We start from the raw sequence: 18,474 nt of genomic DNA on the forward strand, positions 1-18,474 counted from the left end.
TTCCTCGAGGATGCGCTTAGGCGGCTGGCTGCAATCAATGCATGGCGGCGGGGCTGGTGCAAGCCGGTCGCAGACCGGCCGCCCCTCGCGTCAGGACGCCCCAGCCTGCCAAGGCAAGGTCGCCTCATAGGCCGCTCCGGCCCTGAGCACGGCGAGGTCGCCGCGCGGCCGGCCGATCAGTTGCATGCCCAAGGGGCGGCCTTTGTCGTCGAAGCCGACGGGCACGTTGAGCGCCGGACAGCCGCCGAGCGTGGCGAAGGCCGAAACCTGCATCCAGCGATGGTAGCTGTCCATCGTCCGTCCGGCGACCTCACTTGGCCAATGCGTGCCGACTTCGAAAGGAAAGACCTGCGCCGTCGGCAGCGCGATGAGATCGAAGTGCTCGAACAGCGACAGCAGCGTCCGGTGCCAGGAGGTGCGGATGACCGAGGCCGCGCGGATCTGCGGCGCCGTCAGCCGCATGGCGTTCTCCACCTCCCAGACGGCTTCCGGCTTCAGCAGGGCGCGCTTGTGCGGGTCGTCATAATGGACTTTCAGCGCCGAGCCGCTGCTCGCCTGCCGCAGCGTCACGAAGGCTTGCCACAGTGCCTCGAAATCGAAATCCGGCAGCAAGGGCTCGGTCAGGAAGGATGCCTCCGCGAAGCGGCCGAGTGCGGCCTCGCACAGATCGAGGATGCCAGGCTCCACCGGCAGGTGACCGCCGAGATCACCGAGCCAGCCGACGCGGCCGCCGCTTGCCGGCGTTGCCAGCCCTTCGAGGAATGAACCAGGCTTTTCCCAGGACAAGGGCGCATGCGGATGGTAGCCCGCCTGCACATCGAGCAGCAGCGCCATGTCGCTGATGCTGCGGCCCATCGGCCCGTCTATGCCCATCTGAGCATGAAAGACTTCCAGGTCCGGCCCTCCGGGGACAAGGCCCTGCGACGGGCGGAAGCCATAGACATTGTTCCACGCCGCCGGATTGCGCAGCGAGCCGCCGAAATCGCTGCCGTCGGCGACCGGAACCATGTCGAGTGCAAGGGCGACCGCAGCGCCGCCGCTCGACCCGCCTGCGGTGAGCGCCGGATCGAAGGCGTTCAGCGTCGGGCCGAACACGTTGTTGTAGGTGTTGGATCCCAGCCCGAATTCGGGAACATTGGTCTTGCCGATGATGATGGCGCCGGCCTTGCGGATGCGCTCGACGAAGAAATCATCCTCCTGCGGCACGAAATCGGCGAAGATCGGCGAGCCGAAACTGGTCCTCAAGCCGCTCGTCATGGCGAGGTCTTTTATCGCCATCGGCAGGCCGAACAGCGAGCCGGCCGGCCCGCCTTGCGCTAGATGCGCGTCCGCCGCGTCGGCCTCGCGCAGGATGTCGGAGCGCTCGCGCAACGAGACGATGGCGTTGACCAGCGGGTTTACCGCGTCGATGCGGTCGAGGAATGCGGCGACCAACTCGCGCACGGACAGGCGGCGCAGCCGGATCGCCTCGGCCAGGTCGACAGCGGACATCCGGCAGATGTCGCCGGCGGGGGGCACGGCGTGCTTCGTTGTAGGGCGCAGGGCAGTCATCCGGCGTTGTTGCGCAGGGCGGTGTCCACATCCGCGGCCAGCGGGATGGCCGGCTGGGCGCCGGGCTTCAGGCAGGCGAGTGAGCCGGCGGCTGCGGCGCGGGTGAGAGCCTGCTCCAGCGGCAGGTTGGACGCCAGCCCGGCAGCGAGATAACCGCAAAAAGTATCGCCGGCCCCGACCGTGTCGACCGGCGTGATTTTCAGCGCCGGCACGGTCAGGAAATCCTCCGGGGTCGCCGCCAGCACGCCGTCGCCGCCGAGCGTGACGACGATGGTGCGGCCGGTTTTGCCGGCGAAGTCGCGCATGCGCGCCGGGCGGTCGCGGCCTTTCAGCGACAGCGCCTCGCCGTAAAGGTCGAATTCGGTTTCGTTGGCGACGGCGTAATCGGCCTTGCCGAGCAACGCTGCCGCCTCGCTACGGAACGGCGCGGTGTTGAGCACGGTGACGGCGCCGGCGGCGCGTGCGGCGTCAAGCGCTGCATCGACGGTCTGCAGCGGGATCTCGTGCTGCAGCAGGACGACGTCGCCCTTCGCAAGGAAAGCCTTGGCGAGATCGCCGGGCAGCACCGAATCATTGGCGCCCGGCACGACGGCGATGACATTCTCGCCATCGGCGCCGACGAGGATCAGCGCCGTGCCGGTGGAGGCGAAGCTCTGGCCGACGCCGGAGAGATCGACCTTGCCGGCCACGAGCAAAGCCAGGGCTTCGGTTGCGAAATTGTCCTTGCCGACGGCGCCGACCATGCGCACCTTGGCGCCGGCGCGCGCCGCAGCCAGCGCTTGGTTGGCGCCCTTGCCGCCGGGCGCGGTGGCGAAGCCGGAGCCGCGGACCGTCTCGCCCGGCGAAGGCAGGCGGTCGACATTGGCGATAAGGTCGAGGTTGATCGAGCCGACAACGATGATCAAGAAAGCCTCCTGCGGAATGCGCGGGAAGCTAACCTGTAAGCCGGCGGCTTGCCAGAGCGTGCGGATGTTTTGCGCCGGGAGCTCGCAAAAAGAACAACACCGGCGAGGGGATTTCGCCGGTGTTGTTTGATGCGGGCAGCTTCAGGACGCGGTCTGGCCCGCTTCCCAACCGAGGATGGCGCGTTTGCGGGTCAGGCCCCAGTGGTAGCCGGTGAGTGCGCCGGACTTGCCCAGCGCCCGATGGCAAGGGACGACGAATGACAATGGGTTGGCACCGACCGCCGCCCCCACCGCCCGGCTGGCGTTTGGCGCGCCGATCCTGGAGGCGATCGAGGAATAAGTGCAGGCCTTGCCCATCGGGATCCTGAGCAGCGCGTCCCAGACGCGCAGCTGGAAGTCGGAGCCGATCATCACCACGCGCAGCGGCTGGTCGGCGCGCCACAATGTCGGATCGAAGATGCGCGCCGCATAGGGCTGGGTGGCGCTCATGTCCTCGACATAGGTGGCGTTCGGCCAGCGGCCCGACATGTCGGCGAAAGCCGCCCGCTCGCCGCCCGGATCGTTGAAGGCGAGCCCCGCAAGGCCACGGTCGGTGACCATGATCAGGGCGATGCCGAAGGGCGAGATGTGGTAGCCGTAGCGGATGGTCAGGCCAGCGCCGCGCGTCTTGTAGTCGCCCGGCGACATCGCCTCGTGGGTGACGAACAAATCGTGCAGCCGGCCGGGGCCGGACATGCCGAGTTCGAACGATGTTTCGAGGAGCGGCATGCCGGAATCGAGCAGTTTGCGGGCATGGTCGAGGGTGACCGCCTGCAGGAAGGCTTTTGGCGACAGGCCGGCCCAGCGGGTGAACAGCTTTTGCAGGCCCGTGGGTGTCTCGCCGACATCAGCGGCCAAGGCTTCCAGCGAGGGCTGGTCGCGATAGTCGAGGCTGATCTTCTCGATGGCGCGGCGCACGACCTCGTAGTCGCTGCCGTTGGGGGTGATGTCGTGCTGCAGGATCGCTGTCGGTTTCATCTGCGTATTCATGGTCATCTGGGCGTTCATGGCAATATCTCCTTGACCGCGAATATCGGTCTTTCCGCCCCTTGCAACCACCCGAAACTTGCCTTGTTGCCGCCTGTTCCCAGATAAATACTGGATTGCGCCCCGGGAGATGCCAATGGCCGGCGAAAGGGTGAATCTGAGCGGAGCAAGGGAGACCTTGCTGATGACGCTTTATGGCAAGGCACTGGAAAGCCGGCTGCCGCATTCGCTGCTCGGGGATCGCTTCGCCGACGAGGCCGTGCGCAAGATCGACTATGATTTCTCGCGCCTCAAGGTCGACACCAATCTCGGCATCGGCCTGGCGATCCGGGCCAAGACGTATGATGTCCGCGTTCAGGACTTCATCGCCAGAAATCCCGGCGCCATCGTGCTGCATCTCGGCTGCGGGCTCGATACGCGCATTTTCCGTGTCGATCCACCCGAAGGCGTGGAGTGGTTCGATGTCGATTTTCCGGATGTCATCGCGCTCCGGCGCAAGCTTTACCCGTCCCGGGACCACTACCACCTCGTCGGCTCTTCGGTAACCGACCCAGACTGGCTGGCAGAAGTGCCGAGCAATCGTCCGGCCGTCGTGGTGATGGAGGGGTTGACGCCTTATCTCCCGGTAGAGGAGGGGCCACGGCTGCTGTCACGCCTTGTCGCGCATCTTGCCGGCGGCGAGCTGATGTTCGACGCCTACAGCCACTTCGGCCTGAAGATGCTGCGCCTCAATCCGACCATCAGGGCGACGGGCGCCGAGGTTCACTGGGCGATCGACGACCCGCAGGTACTGGAGCGTGCCGTTCCGAAGCTGCGCTTTGTCGACGATATCTCGGCCTACAGCGCGGAACGCACAGCGCATATGAGCTGATCCGCAAAACTGTTCATCGGGCTCTGGAGACACATTCCCGCATTGCGCAAGGTCGGCAGGATTTTACGCTACCGGTTCTGACGCGCCGACTCTAACGCGTCCTGGCTTTTGTCAGAGCACGTGAAAATGCAGTGGCAAAACTCTCGCGGGAGTCAGGGTCCAGGAATGACCCGATCGGCACATTCTGTCCTTGTGCTTCCACCGTCATCCTGGTGATGCCGATCTCGGCATGGCGAGCGACGGAAAAGCGCGCCCAGAACGGGTTGAAGCGATGCGCTTCCGACTTTCCCGAGGGCGCCGTCTTGCGGATGTCGAGGCTGGTGCGCGACACCGACACTTCCTCGCAGGCACGGGCGGCACGATAGTTGGCGCGGAAGGCGATGTAGACGGCGATGACGTCGAGGCCGAAGAAGGCGAACACCGGCCAGGCGCCGCGCGACAGGAAAAACGCCCCGGTCACCACCCAGCCGAACAGCAGCGCGCCCATCAGCACGGCAAAGCCGGTGCGGCCCAGCGAGCGGTGCGGTGTCAGCAGCGCCTGGAAGAATGGCTCGTCGGCCTGAAACGAGGCGTTTGTGTCGCTCATCCCAGGATATTATAGGAGGGAAATGGCCAGCCCCAAGTCCAAAAATCTTTCCCTATCCAAAAGTGAACTGCCGCCCGGGCGGCGCGACGGCTCGAATGCCAAGCCGCGACCGCGGCCGGCGCGGCTCCGTTCGCTCTACAGCGCCGCCGAGGTGCATGAGATCTTCCGGCGGTTTTCGGTGCAGCGGCCCGAGCCGAAGGGCGAGCTCGAGCACGTCAACGCCTTCACGCTGCTGGTGGCCGTGGTGCTGTCGGCGCAGGCGACCGATGCCGGCGTCAACAAGGCGACGCGGGCGTTGTTCAAGGTCGCCGACACACCTGAAAAGATGCTGGCGCTGGGCGGAGCCAGGGTTGGCGAGTACATCCGCACCATCGGACTCTGGCGCAACAAGGCCAAGAATGTCGTGGCGCTCTCGGAGGCGCTGATACGCGATTACGGCGGCGAGGTGCCCAGCGAGCGCGATGAGTTGGTCAAGCTGCCGGGGGTCGGGCGCAAGACCGCCAATGTCGTGCTCAACATGGCGTTCGGCCAGCACACGATGGCGGTCGACACCCATATTTTCCGCATCGGCAACCGCCTCGGCCTGGCGCCAGGCAAGACGCCCGAACAGGTCGAGCAAGGGCTGCTGCGGATCATCCCGGACGAGTATATGCGCCATGCGCATCACTGGCTGATCCTGCATGGCCGCTATGTCTGCAAGGCGCGCAAGCCCGATTGCCCGGCCTGCGTCATCGCCGATCTCTGCAAGGCCGAGGTGAAGACGACAGACGTGCCGGCGCCGCTCGTGGAAATCGCGGCGCCCGGCGTCCCGACAACTAGCTTTCCTCCACGAACACCTCTTCGCGCTTCTTCTTGACCGACGGCAGGAAGACGACGACGAGCACGGCCAGTGCGACGAGCAGCAGGCCGGCGCTGATCGGCCGCGTCACGAAGGTCGAGGGGTCGCCGCGCGACAGGATCATGGCGCGGCGCAGGTTTTCCTCGAGCAGCGGGCCGAGCACGAAGCCGAGCAGCAGGGGTGCGGGTTCGCAGCGCAGCTTGGTCAGGATGTAGCCGAGCAGGCCGAAGAAGGCGACTGCGTAGAGATCGAAGGCGTTGGTGTTGACGCTGTAAACGCCGATCGAGCAGAACGCCATGATGATCGGGAAGAGCACATAATAGGGGATCGTCAGCAGCTTCACCCACAGCCCGATCAGCGGCAGGTTCAGCACGATCAGCATCAGATTGCCGATCCACATCGAGGCGATGATGCCCCAGAACAGCGCCGGCTGCTCGATCGCGACATTGGGGCCGGGCACGATGCCCTGGATGATCATGGCGCCGATCATCAGCGCCATGACCGGATTGGCCGGAATGCCCAGCGTCAGCATCGGAATGAAGGAGGTCTGGGCGCCGGCATTGTTGGCCGATTCCGGTCCGGCGACGCCGGCGATGGCGCCCTTGCCGAACTCCTCCGGGTGTTTCGACACGCGCTTTTCGACCGTGTAGGAGGCAAAGGCCGCAAGCACCGCGCCGCCGCCGGGCAGGATGCCGAGCGCCGAACCGATGATCGTGCCGCGCACGATGGGCGCGGCCATCGCCTTGAAGTCGTCGCGGGTCGGCATCAGGCCGGAGACCTTTTTGATCATCACCGAGCGCTCGTGCTCGTTTTCGAGATTGCGCAGGATCTCGGCAACGCCGAAGACGCCGACCGCCACCGCGACGAAGTTCAGCCCGTCGGCATATTCGCGGATGCCGAGCGTGAAGCGCGGCGTGCCGGTGTAGATGTCGGTGCCGACAATGCCGAGCAGCAGGCCGAGCACGACCATCGCCAGCGCCTTGACGATCGAGCCGTGGGCGAGCGCGATGGACGAGACGAGGCCGACGATCATCAGCGAAAAATATTCGGCCGCGCCGAATTGCAGGGCTATTGCCGTCAGCGGCGGGGCAAAGACGGCGACGAGAAAGGTCGACACCGTGCCGGCGAAGAACGAGCCGATCGCGGCGATCGCCAGAGCCGCCCCGGCGCGACCGTTCCTGGCCATCTGGTAGCCGTCGATGGCGGTCACGGCCGAGGAGGATTCGCCGGGCATGTTGATGAGAATGGCGGTGGTCGAACCGCCATACTGGGCGCCGTAGTAGATGCCGGCCAGCATGATGAGGGACGAGACCGGGTCGCCGATCTGGAAGGTGATCGGCAGCAGCATGGCGATGGTTGCGGTGGCGCCGATGCCGGGCAGGACGCCGATCAGCGTGCCGAGCAGAACGCCGATGAGGCAAAAACCCAGATTGGCCGGCGTGGTGGCCGTCGAAAAGCCGAGTTCGAGGTTCCTGAGGAGGTCCATCTCAGCGCCTCACAATGCCAGCCATTGGGGCAACCAGGGGCCGAAGCGCTGGAATGGCAGCCCGAGCGCGTAGCTGAAGACCAGCACCGAAAACAGCGTCAGGCCGGCCGACAGCAGAAGTGCCGTCAGCGGCTTCATGCGGGCGCTGGCAAAAGAGGCGATCAACGCCGTCAGGAAGATCGACGGGACGAAGCCGAGGCCGCGCACGGTCATGCCGAAAAAGATCGGCGCCGGCAGGATGAACAGCATGCCGCGCCACGCAATGGGGCCGATCGGCTCGCCCTCGACGCGCACCGCCTGGACGAGGATGATGGCGCCGAGCACGATCAGCACGATCGCCAGCACCAGCGGGAAATAGCCCGGTCCCATGCGGAAGGCGGTGCCGATTTCGAGGCCGAGCGATTGTATCGCGAAAAAGGCGCCGAAAAAGATGAACAGCGCGGCGCACAGGCCGTTTGCCCTGTCGATGGCGAAAGGTTTCATGGCGGTCCTCCCCTGACCCTTGCAACGGGCTTGCCGTTGCAAATGTGAAAACGGACGTCGAAGCGAAAACGGGGCGCCGGCAGCGCCCCGTTCAAGCCTCAGTCGGCGTATTGGCCGGCGGCTTCGATGATCGGCTTCCAGCGCATGATCTCGCCTTCCAGCTTGGCCTTCAGCGCTGCCGGCGTCGCGTCGGCCTCGGACGACGGCTTGGTGCCGAGTTCGGCGAAGCGGGCGATGACGTTGGGGTCCTTCAGCGCGACCTGGAGCGATTTCGACAGTCGGCCGGTGATCTCGGCCGGCGTGCCCTTCGGCGCATAGAGGCCGTGCCAGATGCCGACCTGCACCGCGGGCAGGCCGGCTTCGATGGTCGTCGGCACGTCCTTCAGCACGTCGAGGCGCTCCGGCGTGGTGACGGCATAGGCCTTGATCGTGCCGCCCTGGATCTGCTTGGTGGTGTTGGTGGTCTGGTCGCACATAATGTCGACCTGGCCGCCGAGAAGGTCGGTCATGGCCGGACCGGTGCCCTTGTAGGGCACGGTGACCAGCGGCGTGCCGATGGCGCTCATGAACAGCATGCCGCACAGATGCGAGGCGGCGCCGATGCCGGCATTGGCGACGGTGATGGTGTCCTTGTTGGTCTTGGCGTATTCGACCAGCCCTTTCAGGTCGGCCGGCTCCAGGTCCTTGCGGGCGACGATGGCCATCGGCACCTCGGTGACGAGGCCGACATACTCGAAGGCGTTCAGCGTGTCGTAGGCGAGTTTTCTGTAGAGGGTCGCGCTGGTCGCCATGCCGATGTGATGGAGGAGCAGCGTGTAGCCATCCGGGTCGGCGTTGGCGACGCGGCCGGCGCCCAGCGTGCCGCCGGCGCCGCCGACATTTTCGACGATGATCTGCTGGCCGAGATCCTTCGACATGGCTTCGGCGACGAGCCGCGTAACCGTGTCGGTCGGACCGCCGGCCGCAAACGGCACGACGACGGTGATGGTGCGCTCGGGATAGGTCTGTGCGCTGGCGGTGAACGAATAAAGCGTGACGGCCGCGGCGGCGGCCAGGGCGGCTACAATTTTCCTCATCGTAATTCTCCTCCCAGGATATCAATCTCCGATCGCTGTGCAGGTCAGGCAGCGAGGGTGCAACAAAGGCAAGCTAACAGATTGTCGCCTGACGCAAACTGCAAAATACAGTCGTGCGCAACCATGGCGATCAGTGGGGAGTATGCCCGGAGGAGATGGGTTTGGTGTTGGCGTTGCTTCAATAATCGTAGCCGCGCGCCATCGCCGCCGCGAAGATCGGGATCAGCAGGAAGATGAAGGCTTCGGCGCGCACATAGGTCTTCACCGAGGCGAGTTCCGCAACCGGCACCTGAAAGCCGGGATTTGCACTGGCTTGCCGGTTCCAGGAGATGAAGCGGATGGTCGGGATGATCGACAGCAGGCCAACGATGCCGAATGCCGCCATCTTGGTCCAAAACACCCAGTTGTAGACATAGAACTCCCAGCCCTTCAGGCCGTAGACGACGCGGCCGATGCCGACGATGATGATCGACATCGCGAGGATGCCGTAGTGGCGGTCGATGCCGGCAAGCCGCTTCAGCGTGGCGGCGGAGAGGTCGCCGCGGATCAGGACAAATTCGGCGCCAATGATGCCGGCCAGCGAGAACACCAGCAGATGATGGAAAATGGCAAGCACGAGATCGGTGGTGTCCATGGCGTTCTCCTCCCATTGGCGGTATCGAGACCGGCCCTTGCCGGACCGGTTGCGAAAGGTAGCATCGTTCGGCAGAATTCCCAGAGGCGGATCTGGGTTGGACCATCGGCGTCGCCATCCTGACAGCTGGGGTTTTCTGAAATGACCGGACTGAAGCGCGCCCTGTACCCGATGCCGGACGACATCCGCATCGCCCTGACCGAAAAAGGACTGACAGCGGCCTACGAGGCGCGGCCGGACTACCAGAAGAACGATTATCTCGGCTGGGTCGCCCGCGCCAAACGCAGCGACACCAGGCAGAAGCGGCTCGACCAGATGCTGGACGAATTGCGGCGCGGTGGGCTCTACATGAAGATGGTCTGGCACGGCTGAAAGTAAGCCGACGCTGTTCGCTTCGACCGCCTGGTCGCGCCAGGCCGTTCGGAAGCTTCCCTGGCTGAATGATGATCCGGCTTGGCCCTTGTCCGGGCGCGCTGGTTTGCTAAGCGCTGACCGTCAACGGAGGCAGAGTTTCATGGGCAGTCCAAAAACAGCCGGCGTCCCGGTTCTCGAAACGGAACGGACCATCATGCGGGCGCACCGGATCGAAGACTTCGACAACTATGCTGTCATGTGGGCCGACCCCGTCACCACCCGTTTCATCGGCGGCAAGCCGCGGACGCGGGAGGAAAGCTGGATGCGGTTCCTGCGGCATGCCGGCCTGTGGTCGCTGCTTGGCTACGGCTTCTGGGCGGTCGAGGACAAGGCCAGCGGTCGCTTCATCGGCGAGGCCGGATTCCACGATCTGAAGCGCGACATCGAGCCGTCGCTCGAGGGCATTCCGGAAGCCGGCTGGGCGCTGGCGCCGCAAGCGCATGGCAAGGGTCTTGCCAGCGAAGTCGTCAGAAGGGCCCTGGCCTGGGGCGACGAAACCTTTGCCGGCGCGAGAACCGTCTGCATCATCGATCCGGAAAACACCGGCTCGTTGAACGTCGCGGCAAAGTGCGGCTACACCAAGGTCCTGGAAACCACTTATCACGATGGGCCGACGATCCTGCTCGAACGGCGGGTGTGAAGCGCTTCATCGACGCAATTTCCACGTTCTGCTAGGGTTGGCTATTCTAATCTAGCTACGCAATTCCTGTGGGAAAACCGCTCACACTTTTCCTGGAATTGCTCTTTGGGGAGCCGACCATGCGTGCGATCAATGCGATATTTCTGAAGCTTTTCTGGGCGGGGCTGCTGCTCCTGGCGGCCGTGCAACTGGCGGGCGCCGATGCGACGGTGCCGACCGCCGACATCGAGGGCGGTGCCGACAATCATCTGGCCAAGCGCTATGAGGGGTCGTTCATCGTCTCCTACGAAAAATTCGCCTATACCGATTTTACAGTGCCGCTGTCGCCGCTGAAGCCGAGCGCCGATCCGGATGCCCGTGACACGATGAACAACCGTGTGTTCGCGCCGGACATGAAGGCCGAGGTCGAAGGCGCGCTGACCCGCATCGCCTATGTGCTGCCGGCCGAGCGCTCCCCGCTCGAAGTGCTGCGCAACTACCAGGATGTGATCGCGGCCGCCGGCGGCGAAGTCCTGTTCGAATGCAAGAAGGAAGAGTGCGGCGGCGCCGCCGACCGGTCGTCGAGCGGTGGCGGCGGCGACATGAGCCTGATGATGTATTTCTTCCATGAAAGCGACGTCAAGGACGCGGCCTTTTCCAATGGCGCCTGTGCGGTAACCACCGGTATCAACGACCAGCGCTTCTTCGCTGCCAAGGTGCCGCAGGATGGCGGCGACGCCTATGTCACTGTTCAGGCCTATTCGCTGATCGACGACCTCTACTGCAAGGAACTCAACGGCCGCACCATCGCCGTCGTTCAGGTGCTGGAGCCCAAGGCGCGCGACAAGAAGATGGTGGTGGTCGAAGCGGCCAAGATGGCGGATTCGCTGTCGGCCACCGGCTCCATCTCGCTCTACGGCATCTTCTTCGACACCGACAAGGCCGACATCAAGCCGGAATCGGAACCGACGCTGAAGGAGATCTCGACGCTTCTGACCAACGAGCCCGGTATGGCGGTGATCGTCGTCGGTCATACCGACAACCAGGGCGCCTTCGACTACAATATCGATCTGTCGTCGCGGCGGGCGCAGTCGGTGAAGGCGGCGCTGGTCTCGAAATACGGCATCGATGGCGGCCGGCTGACCGCCGCCGGCGCCGGCATGATGGCGCCCGTCGCCAGCAATGACGGCGAAACCGGCCGCGCCAAGAACCGCCGTGTGGTGCTGGTCAAGGCGAACTGAGGCCGATCACGGTTTCAGCGCCGGCTAGGCGCGCTGCCTGCTCCAGCATCGAGGCATCCTCGCCGAAGGCGCGGGTGGCGCGAGCGGCGGCCTCCAGCAGGTCCGGTGTCATGCGGCGCAGGAACGCCGTATCGACGCGTGTCGACGGGCCGGCGAGCGTCAAGGCGCCGAGCAGAACGCGGCCCGGTCCGAACACCGGCACCGAGACGCCCGCCGTCTCAGGGTCGCGGTCGCCGATCGACAGATAGTGGCAGGCGTTGCGGATGGTCTCGTATGGTTCGCCCGGCTGGCCTGAAAACGCTGCCAGCACGCGGCCGCCCGAGCCGGTGAGCAACGGCAGCAGGTCGCCTTCCCGGATCGTGTAGCGGATAGGATGCTTGGATTCGACGCGGTAGAGACAGGTGCGGGCGTCGCCCGAGCGGACATAGAACGCCACGCTTTCCCAACTGCGTTCGGCAAGATCACGCATGATCGGCAGCAGGATGTCGACCGCCACGACCGAGCGCTGGTAAAGCGCGCCAAGCCGAAAGGTGGCGGGTCCGATGCGGTAGCGGCCATCGTCGAGCCGCTCCAGCAACTGCCCGCGCAGCAATGAGTTCGCCAGCCTCAAAATGGTGCTTTTGTAGAGCCCGGTGCGCGCCGCGATCTCGGCCAGGCTGAGCGAGCGGTCGGCGGTCGCGAACGCGTCGAGAATGGCGATCGCGCGGTCGAGCGCGGCAACACCATCGGCCGGCAACGGCTGGGATCGCGCTTCGGTCATCTCACGAACAGTTTCATTCCAGTTTACCTGCTCGGACAAAGGCCGGCCGAAGCGATTGTGCCGCACATCCATGGTTCTGTCTAGTAGAACAGCGTTCCTGTTGACAGAACGTACCGAAATCGGCATGAATTTTTGCCGAGCGGGTCTGTTTTCAGGCTACGTTTCTGGCAGGCACCGGAGGAGGTGTCGTGATTTGGAGGAATCCCATGCTGAACAGACGCAGATTTTTGATGAGCACCGCGGCCGCAGGCGCTGCCGGATTCGTTGCAACGCATTTGACGCCCGCCCTCGGTCAGGATGCACCGCAGATCCAGATCTTCGTGCCGGCCGCGCCCGGCGGCGGCTGGGACCAGACGGGGCGCACCATCGACCAGGTGCTGCGCAGTGAAAAACTGATCTCCGGCTCGCAGATCACCAATGTCGGCGGCGCCGGCGGTACTGTCGGCCTGCCGCAGTTCATCAGCCAGTGGAAGGGCAAGGGCAATTCGCTGATGGTGGCCGGCATGGTCATGGTCGGCGCCATCATCGCCAACAAATCGGCCAACAACCTCTCCGAAGTGACGCCCATCGCTCGCCTCACCGGCGAGTTCGAGGCGCTGGTGGTGCCGGCGGATTCGCCGTTCAAGACGGCCGGCGATTTCGTCGCCGCGCTCAAAGCGGATCCGACCAAGGTTCCGGTGGCCGGCGGCTCGGCCGGTGGCTCCGACCACATCCTGTTCGGGCTGATCGCCAAGACGGTCGGCGTTCCGGCAACCAACCTCTCCTATGTGCCTTTCGCCGGCGGCGGCGAGGCGCTGTCGGCGCTGCTCGGCAACCAGGTGGCGGCCGGCATTTCCGGCTTCGGCGAGTTCTCCGAGCAGGTCAAGGCGGGCGCGCTTCGGCTGTTGGCGATCTCCGCCGACAAGCGCCAGGACGGCATCGACGCACCGACGATGAAGGAAGCCGGCATCGACGTCGAACTGTTCAACTGGCGCGGCGTATTCGCACCGCCAGGCGTCTCCGACGCCGACAAGGCGGCGATGGTCACGATGATCGAGACCATGGCCAAGAGCGATGCCTGGGCAGCCGAATGCAAGAACCGCAACTGGACCCCCATCCTTCTGACCGGCGACGATTATGCGAAATTCCTCGTCGACGACACCGCCCGCATCACCGCGATCCTCAAGGATCTCGGCCTCGCCTGATGTCTTCAGGGGCGGCCACGGCCGCCCCTTCCGACATTAGCCTGCGGCATGGACATATCATGCGCTGGGAGTGAAACTGCGGATGCGGCCGGCGGGAGGATGCCGGCCATCTCGGGAGGACATCGATGAGCACCAGCGACCAGCAGCCGGCGCCCCCGCGCCTTGCCATGCCCGAATTGTTGATCGGCATCGGGCTTCTCGCCTGTGCCGCGGCCGTGGCGTGGCAGACCCTGGCGATCCCGGTTTCGCCGCTCTATTCCAAGGTCGGGCCGACCATCTTCCCCTACATCACCATGACAGGCATGATCGTGCTTTCGCTGCTGCTCATCGTCGCCGCGCTGCGCGGCGGCTGGCAGCCGCAGGAGGAAAAGGAAACGCCGACCGACTGGAAGGCCATGGGCATCGTCGTTGCCGGCCTGGTCGCCAATCTGGTGCTGATCCAGCCGCTCGGCTTCACCGCCGCCTCGGTCATCATGTTCGTGCTCGTCTGTTATGGCTTCGGCAGCAAGCACACGCTGCGCGATGCGCTGACCGGCCTGATCCTGGCGCTTGCCGCCTATTTCGGCTTTGCCAGGGCGCTCGGCGTCAACATTGGCGCCGGCTTCATCGAAAACCAGCTGAACACGGTGATCGACGCGATCATCGCCACTGCGAGGGGCTGACGCCATGGAGACGCTCGGCCATCTCGCCCACGGATTTTCCGTCGCTTTCTCGCCGATGAACCTGCTGTGGTGCCTGGTCGGCACCACGCTCGGCACGGCCATCGGCGTGCTGCCCGGCCTCGGGCCGGCGCTGACCATCGCGCTGCTGCTGCCGATCACCTACCAGGTGGCGCCGGAGGCGTCCTTCATCCTGTTTGCCGGCATCTATTACGGCGCCATGTATGGCGGCTCGACGACCTCGATCCTGCTCAACACGCCGGGCGAAAGCGCCACCATCGTCACCGCGCTGGAAGGCAACAGGATGGCCCGCTCGGGTCGCGGCGGCGCGGCACTGGCGACCTCGGCGATCGGCTCCTTCGTCGCCGGCACCATCGGCACGATGGGCGTCGCCTTCCTGGCCCCGGTGGTGGTGAAGTTCGCGCTCGCCTTCGGGCCGGCCGAATATTTCTCGCTGATGGTGCTTGCCTTCATCACGGTGTCGGCGGTGCTCGGCTCGTCCTCCGTGCGCGGCCTCACCAGCCTGTTCATCGGCTTCGTCATCGGCATGATTGGCGTCGACCTGCAGACGGGACAGCCGCGCTTCACCTTCGGCATGAACGAACTGCTCGATGGCGTCGATGTCATCATTGCCGCGGTCGGCCTGTTTGCCGTCGGCGAGACGCTCTACATGGCCTCGCGCCGCTATGCCGGCAAGGACGAGATCGTGCCGCTCAAGGGCTCGCTCTACATGACCGCGGCCGAATGGGGGCGCTCGTGGAAGCCATGGCTGCGCGGCGCTTTCATCGGCTTCCCGATCGGCGCCATGCCTGCCGGCGGCGCCGAGATCCCGACCTTCCTGTCCTACGCCATCGAAAAGAAGCTGTCGAAGCACAAGGAGGAGTTCGGCACGGTCGGCGCCATCGAGGGCGTTGCCGGACCGGAAGCCGCCAACAATGCGTCTGCCGCCGGCGTGCTGGTGCCGATGCTCACCCTTGGCCTGCCGACCTCGGCGACCGCCGCAATCATGCTGTCGGCCTTCCAGAGCTACGGCATCAATCCGGGACCGCTGCTGTTGACGACGCAGGCCGATCTGGTCTGGGGCCTGATCGCCAGCCTGTTCATCGCCAACGTCATCCTGGTCGTCCTCAACCTGCCGCTGATCGGGCTGTGGGTACGGCTGTTGAAAATCCCGGCGCCGCAGCTCTATGCCGGCATCCTGGTGTTCGCCACCGTCGGCACCTACGGCATCTCGCAATCGCCGATCGACCTCGTCATCCTCTATCTCCTGGGGGCCGCCGGCTTCCTGATGCGGCGCTTCGATTTCCCGACCGCGCCGGTCATCATCGGCATGATCCTGGGGCCGCTTGCCGAAACGCAGTTCCGCCGGGCGATGACGATCTCGAACGGCGACTGGTCGGTGTTCTACACCCACAAGCTGTCGCTGGTGCTGCTGATCCTTGCCTTCATCGGGCTCGCCGGTCCGCATATCTGGGCCTTCATCGAGCATCGGCGCCGGCGCGGACCCGAGCATGTGCCGGGCGATGCCTGAGCGACCTGGAGCATCATGACCGATCTGCTTGCCGGCATCCGCATTCTCGACCTGACCAATGTGCTGGCGGGCCCTTATTGTGCCTACCAGCTGGCGCTGCTCGGCGCCGATGTCATCAAGGTCGAGACGCCGCAAGGCGGCGATCTGGCGCGCCAGCTCGGCGCCTCGCCGGCGCTCAACGAGGCGGGGATGGGCGCGTCGTTCCTGGCGCAGAATGCCGGCAAGCGATCGGTGGTGCTGGATCTCAAAAGCGAAGCCGACCGCGAACGCTTCCTCGATCTCGTCGCCTCCGCCGATGCGCTGGTCGAGAACTTTCGACCGGGCGTGATGGGGCGGCTGGGGCTTGGCTATGAGGCGCTGAAAGCGGTTCGTCCGGGTCTCGTCTATTGCGCCATATCGGGGTTCGGCCAGACCGGGCCGATGCGCGACAATCCGGCCTACGACCAGATCATCCAGGGGCTGTCCGGCATCATGAGCATCACCGGCACGCCGGAGACCGCACCCTTGCGGGTCGGCTATCCCGTCGCCGACACGCTGGGCGGGCTGGTCGGGGCCTTCGCCATCGCCGCGGCGCTGGTCAAGCAGAAGACCTCGGGCGAGGGCGCGTTTCTCGATGTCTCGATGCTCGAATGCACGCTGTCGGCGCTGGGCTGGCCGGTGTCCAACTATCTGACCGCCGGCGTCGAGCCGCAGCCGATGGGCAATGAGAACATGACGGCTGCGCCCTCCGGCGCGTTTCGCACCGGCGACGGCCTGCTCAACATCGCCGCCAACAAGCAGGAGCAGTTCGTCACGCTTTGCCGGCTGATCGGCCAGCCGGAACTGGCCGACGATCCGCGCTTTGCCGAGCGCGAGACGCGCAAGCAGAACCGCGCTGTGCTGAAGGTGCTGATCGAGACGGCCTTGGCGAGCGCCTCGGCCGCAGCCTGGGAGGAAAAATTCAACCGCGCCGGCGTGCCGGCGGGCCGGGTGCTGACGATCCCCCAAGTGCTTGGCGAGCGCCAGGTGGTCGAGCGCGACATGACCACGCGTTTCCAGGGTCTGCCCGGCATGGCGCAGCCGCTGACCGTGGTGCGCGGCGGCTTCATGGTCGATGGCGCGGCACCCTTGCCGGTCCTGCCGCCGCCTGTGCTGGGCGAGCATATGGACGAGGTTTTTTCCACCCTGCCGCCGCGCGCCAGGAGAAGCGCGTGAGCGAGAGAAAAACCGGCCGCGAACGCGGCGAGGAATGGTGGCAGACCGGCATCATCGAGATGAGCCCCGGCATTATCCGGCTGCGCGGCTATGAAATCCAGGAGCTGATCGGCCGCGTCAGCTTTCCGGCCACGATCTGGCTGATGCTGCGCGGCGAATTGCCGAGCGAGGAGCAGGCGGCGCTGCTCGGCATTGCGCTGGGGGCGGCCGTCGACCACGGGCCGCAGGCGCCGTCGATCGCCATTGCCCGCATGGCCATCACCTGCGGCGTCGGCATCAACAGCGCCATGGCGTCCGCCGTCAACGTGCTGGGTGACGTGCATGGCGGCGCCGGCGAACAGGCGCTGTCCTTCTATGGCGACATTGCCGTGGCACTTGACCAGGGTGTTGCGCTGGACCAAGCCGTAGCCGCACGGCTCGACCGTTTCTTCGCCGAGGAGAAAGGCTATGTGCCGGGATTCGGCCATCGCTTCCACCCGGTCGATCCGCGCGCGCCGCGCCTGATCGCAGTGACGCGCGAGTTTGCCGCGCGCGGCGTCGTCAGCGGACGCTTTGCCGACATCGCCGAGGCCGTCGAATCAGAGGTGGCACGGCGCAAGGGGAAGAAAATACCGCTCAACATCGACGGCGCCACCGCCGTCATCTATGGCGAGCTCGGCTTTCCGCCGCCGTTGACGCGCGGCCTGTTCGTGCTCTCGCGCTCGGTCGGCATCCTGGCGCATGCATGGGAACAGTCGCAGCAAAGCGAGCGCAACAAAGGGCCGCTGCCGCGCGAATGGCTGTGGGCCTATACGGGCACGCCGCTGCGGCCATTTCCCGCTGAGGGGGATGAGGGTCCCGCTGAAGGGGACGAGGGCAAGTGAGGTTGGTCAGGCCGGGTCCGGCACCGCAGGCTGAGGCGGCGCCAGGTTGGCCATCAGCGTCGAGAGATCCGGCTCATCGATGAGCAACGCCGCGTCCTGCGGCTTGAGCCATGCCCGCTGGCGGCTCTTGGCCTCCTGCCAGTTGGCCAGTTCCTCGGACACCTCCAACAGATAGACGACGACGTCGACGCGCACAAAATTGTGCTCCAGCCGTTTCCAGTAGGAATAGCTGCCGGCCGGCGCCTTGCGGGTCTTGCCGAGCACGCCGGCTTCTTCGCGCGCCTCGATGGTGGCGGCCTTGCGCCCGCTCTTTCCTTTCATCGGCCAGCCCTTGGGCACGATAAAGCGCTTCGTCGCTCGCGACGTCACCAGCATCACTTCGAAATTGCCTGAAACGTCCAGACGAAAGGGAATGGCGGCGACCTGGCGAATGCGTTCGCCTCGCCTTGCCTTGCGTACCGCCTTTTTCTTCGTCGTCGCCATGTGCTGAAAATCCGGTCGGCGGGCGCACCGCCGCACGCCGCCTGCAAACCCTGATATGCCCGCGAGGCAA

General features: G+C 65.3%; 20 protein-coding genes. 10 read left to right on the plus strand and 10 right to left on the minus strand.

Annotated features, from left to right (window positions below; translation table 11 throughout):
• Positions 1-90 precede the first annotated feature (90 nt).
• From X757_RS149410 to X757_RS149400, 3 genes are all read right to left on the minus strand, one after another.
• The gene (locus X757_RS149410; protein ID WP_031251330.1) at positions 91-1,551 is read right to left on the minus strand and encodes an amidase; all 1,461 of its coding nucleotides are present in this window, start codon (positions 1,549-1,551) and stop codon (positions 91-93) included.
• Positions 1,548-2,456, minus strand: coding sequence for a ribokinase (locus tag X757_RS149405; RefSeq protein WP_023726465.1), 909 nt, complete (start codon positions 2,454-2,456; stop codon positions 1,548-1,550). The genes X757_RS149410 and X757_RS149405 overlap by 4 nt, the downstream gene beginning before the upstream one ends.
• A gap of 141 nt (positions 2,457-2,597) precedes the next feature.
• Entirely contained in the window at positions 2,598-3,503 is a 906-nt protein-coding gene (locus X757_RS149400; protein WP_031192912.1) for a methylated-DNA--[protein]-cysteine S-methyltransferase, read from the minus strand.
• A 115-nt stretch (positions 3,504-3,618) separates the two neighbouring features.
• Here X757_RS149400 and X757_RS01000000164855 point away from each other — a divergent pair, with 115 nt between their 5' ends.
• Complete coding sequence (locus tag X757_RS01000000164855; protein ID WP_245275069.1) at positions 3,619-4,353, plus strand: class I SAM-dependent methyltransferase; 735 nt, start codon at positions 3,619-3,621, stop codon at positions 4,351-4,353.
• A gap of 91 nt (positions 4,354-4,444) precedes the next feature.
• Here X757_RS01000000164855 and X757_RS149395 read toward each other — a convergent pair whose 3' ends face one another.
• Positions 4,445-4,939, minus strand: a complete 495-nt coding sequence (locus tag X757_RS149395) for a DUF2244 domain-containing protein (protein ID WP_023726467.1) — start codon at positions 4,937-4,939, stop codon at positions 4,445-4,447.
• A 22-nt stretch (positions 4,940-4,961) separates the two neighbouring features.
• On the opposite strand from X757_RS149395, the gene nth reads away from it, so the two are divergent.
• Positions 4,962-5,795, plus strand: coding sequence for an endonuclease III (nth, locus tag X757_RS149390; protein WP_023683078.1), 834 nt, complete (start codon positions 4,962-4,964; stop codon positions 5,793-5,795).
• On the opposite strand, the gene X757_RS149385 is transcribed toward nth, so the two are convergent.
• The 4 genes from X757_RS149385 to X757_RS149370 form a co-directional block, all read right to left on the minus strand.
• Positions 5,755-7,263: a tripartite tricarboxylate transporter permease gene (locus X757_RS149385; RefSeq protein WP_023683079.1), complete on the minus strand. Its 1,509-nt coding sequence runs from the start codon at positions 7,261-7,263 to the stop codon at positions 5,755-5,757. The two genes, nth and X757_RS149385, sit on opposite strands and share 41 nt — an antisense overlap.
• Before the next feature lie 9 nt (positions 7,264-7,272).
• Positions 7,273-7,746 carry a tripartite tricarboxylate transporter TctB family protein gene (locus tag X757_RS149380; RefSeq protein WP_023683080.1) on the minus strand — a complete coding sequence of 158 codons (474 nt, stop codon included), beginning with the start codon at positions 7,744-7,746 and terminating at the stop codon, positions 7,273-7,275.
• A 98-nt stretch (positions 7,747-7,844) separates the two neighbouring features.
• On the minus strand, positions 7,845-8,822 hold the full coding sequence (locus X757_RS149375; protein WP_023683081.1) for a tripartite tricarboxylate transporter substrate-binding protein: 978 nt from the start codon (positions 8,820-8,822) through the stop codon (positions 7,845-7,847).
• A 178-nt stretch (positions 8,823-9,000) separates the two neighbouring features.
• On the minus strand, positions 9,001-9,456 hold the full coding sequence (locus X757_RS149370) for a DUF2214 family protein (RefSeq protein ID WP_023669727.1): 456 nt from the start codon (positions 9,454-9,456) through the stop codon (positions 9,001-9,003).
• A gap of 141 nt (positions 9,457-9,597) precedes the next feature.
• Between X757_RS149370 and X757_RS149365 the strand changes: the two genes are divergently transcribed.
• The 3 genes from X757_RS149365 to X757_RS149355 all read left to right on the plus strand — a co-directional run bounded on the left by X757_RS149365 (position 9,598) and on the right by X757_RS149355 (position 11,730).
• Entirely contained in the window at positions 9,598-9,828 is a 231-nt protein-coding gene (locus tag X757_RS149365; protein ID WP_023669726.1) for a YdeI/OmpD-associated family protein, read from the plus strand.
• A gap of 142 nt (positions 9,829-9,970) precedes the next feature.
• Positions 9,971-10,510, plus strand: coding sequence for a GNAT family N-acetyltransferase (locus X757_RS149360; RefSeq protein WP_023726468.1), 540 nt, complete (start codon positions 9,971-9,973; stop codon positions 10,508-10,510).
• 119 nt (positions 10,511-10,629) lie between these two features.
• Positions 10,630-11,730 carry an OmpA family protein gene (locus X757_RS149355; protein WP_031251331.1) on the plus strand — a complete coding sequence of 367 codons (1,101 nt, stop codon included), beginning with the start codon at positions 10,630-10,632 and terminating at the stop codon, positions 11,728-11,730.
• On the opposite strand, the gene X757_RS149350 is transcribed toward X757_RS149355, so the two are convergent.
• Positions 11,717-12,490 (minus strand): IclR family transcriptional regulator, encoded by a 774-nt coding sequence (locus tag X757_RS149350; protein ID WP_023686553.1) that lies wholly within the window; start codon positions 12,488-12,490, stop codon positions 11,717-11,719. The genes X757_RS149355 and X757_RS149350 overlap by 14 nt on opposite strands.
• 206 nt (positions 12,491-12,696) lie before the next feature.
• Here X757_RS149350 and X757_RS149345 point away from each other — a divergent pair, with 206 nt between their 5' ends.
• The 5 genes from X757_RS149345 to X757_RS0134035 all read left to right on the plus strand — a co-directional run bounded on the left by X757_RS149345 (position 12,697) and on the right by X757_RS0134035 (position 17,921).
• On the plus strand, positions 12,697-13,674 hold the full coding sequence (locus tag X757_RS149345; protein ID WP_023726470.1) for a tripartite tricarboxylate transporter substrate binding protein: 978 nt from the start codon (positions 12,697-12,699) through the stop codon (positions 13,672-13,674).
• 125 nt (positions 13,675-13,799) lie between these two features.
• Positions 13,800-14,336 carry a tripartite tricarboxylate transporter TctB family protein gene (locus X757_RS149340; protein WP_023726471.1) on the plus strand — a complete coding sequence of 179 codons (537 nt, stop codon included), beginning with the start codon at positions 13,800-13,802 and terminating at the stop codon, positions 14,334-14,336.
• Between the two features lie 4 nt (positions 14,337-14,340).
• On the plus strand, positions 14,341-15,864 hold the full coding sequence (locus X757_RS149335; RefSeq protein WP_023686551.1) for a tripartite tricarboxylate transporter permease: 1,524 nt from the start codon (positions 14,341-14,343) through the stop codon (positions 15,862-15,864).
• A 15-nt stretch (positions 15,865-15,879) separates the two neighbouring features.
• Positions 15,880-17,058, plus strand: a complete 1,179-nt coding sequence (locus tag X757_RS0134030) for a CaiB/BaiF CoA-transferase family protein (protein ID WP_031196007.1) — start codon at positions 15,880-15,882, stop codon at positions 17,056-17,058.
• Positions 17,055-17,921: a citryl-CoA lyase gene (locus tag X757_RS0134035; RefSeq protein WP_031196006.1), complete on the plus strand. Its 867-nt coding sequence runs from the start codon at positions 17,055-17,057 to the stop codon at positions 17,919-17,921. Before X757_RS0134030 ends, X757_RS0134035 begins: the two co-directional genes overlap by 4 nt.
• 6 nt (positions 17,922-17,927) lie before the next feature.
• Here X757_RS0134035 and X757_RS149330 read toward each other — a convergent pair whose 3' ends face one another.
• On the minus strand, positions 17,928-18,404 hold the full coding sequence (locus X757_RS149330) for an NUDIX hydrolase (protein WP_023669717.1): 477 nt from the start codon (positions 18,402-18,404) through the stop codon (positions 17,928-17,930).
• Between the last annotated feature and the right edge of the window lie 70 nt (positions 18,405-18,474).

Origin of the sequence: Mesorhizobium sp. LSHC412B00 (assembly GCF_000503035.1) — a bacterium.
Classification (GTDB): Bacteria; Pseudomonadota; Alphaproteobacteria; order Rhizobiales; family Rhizobiaceae; genus Mesorhizobium.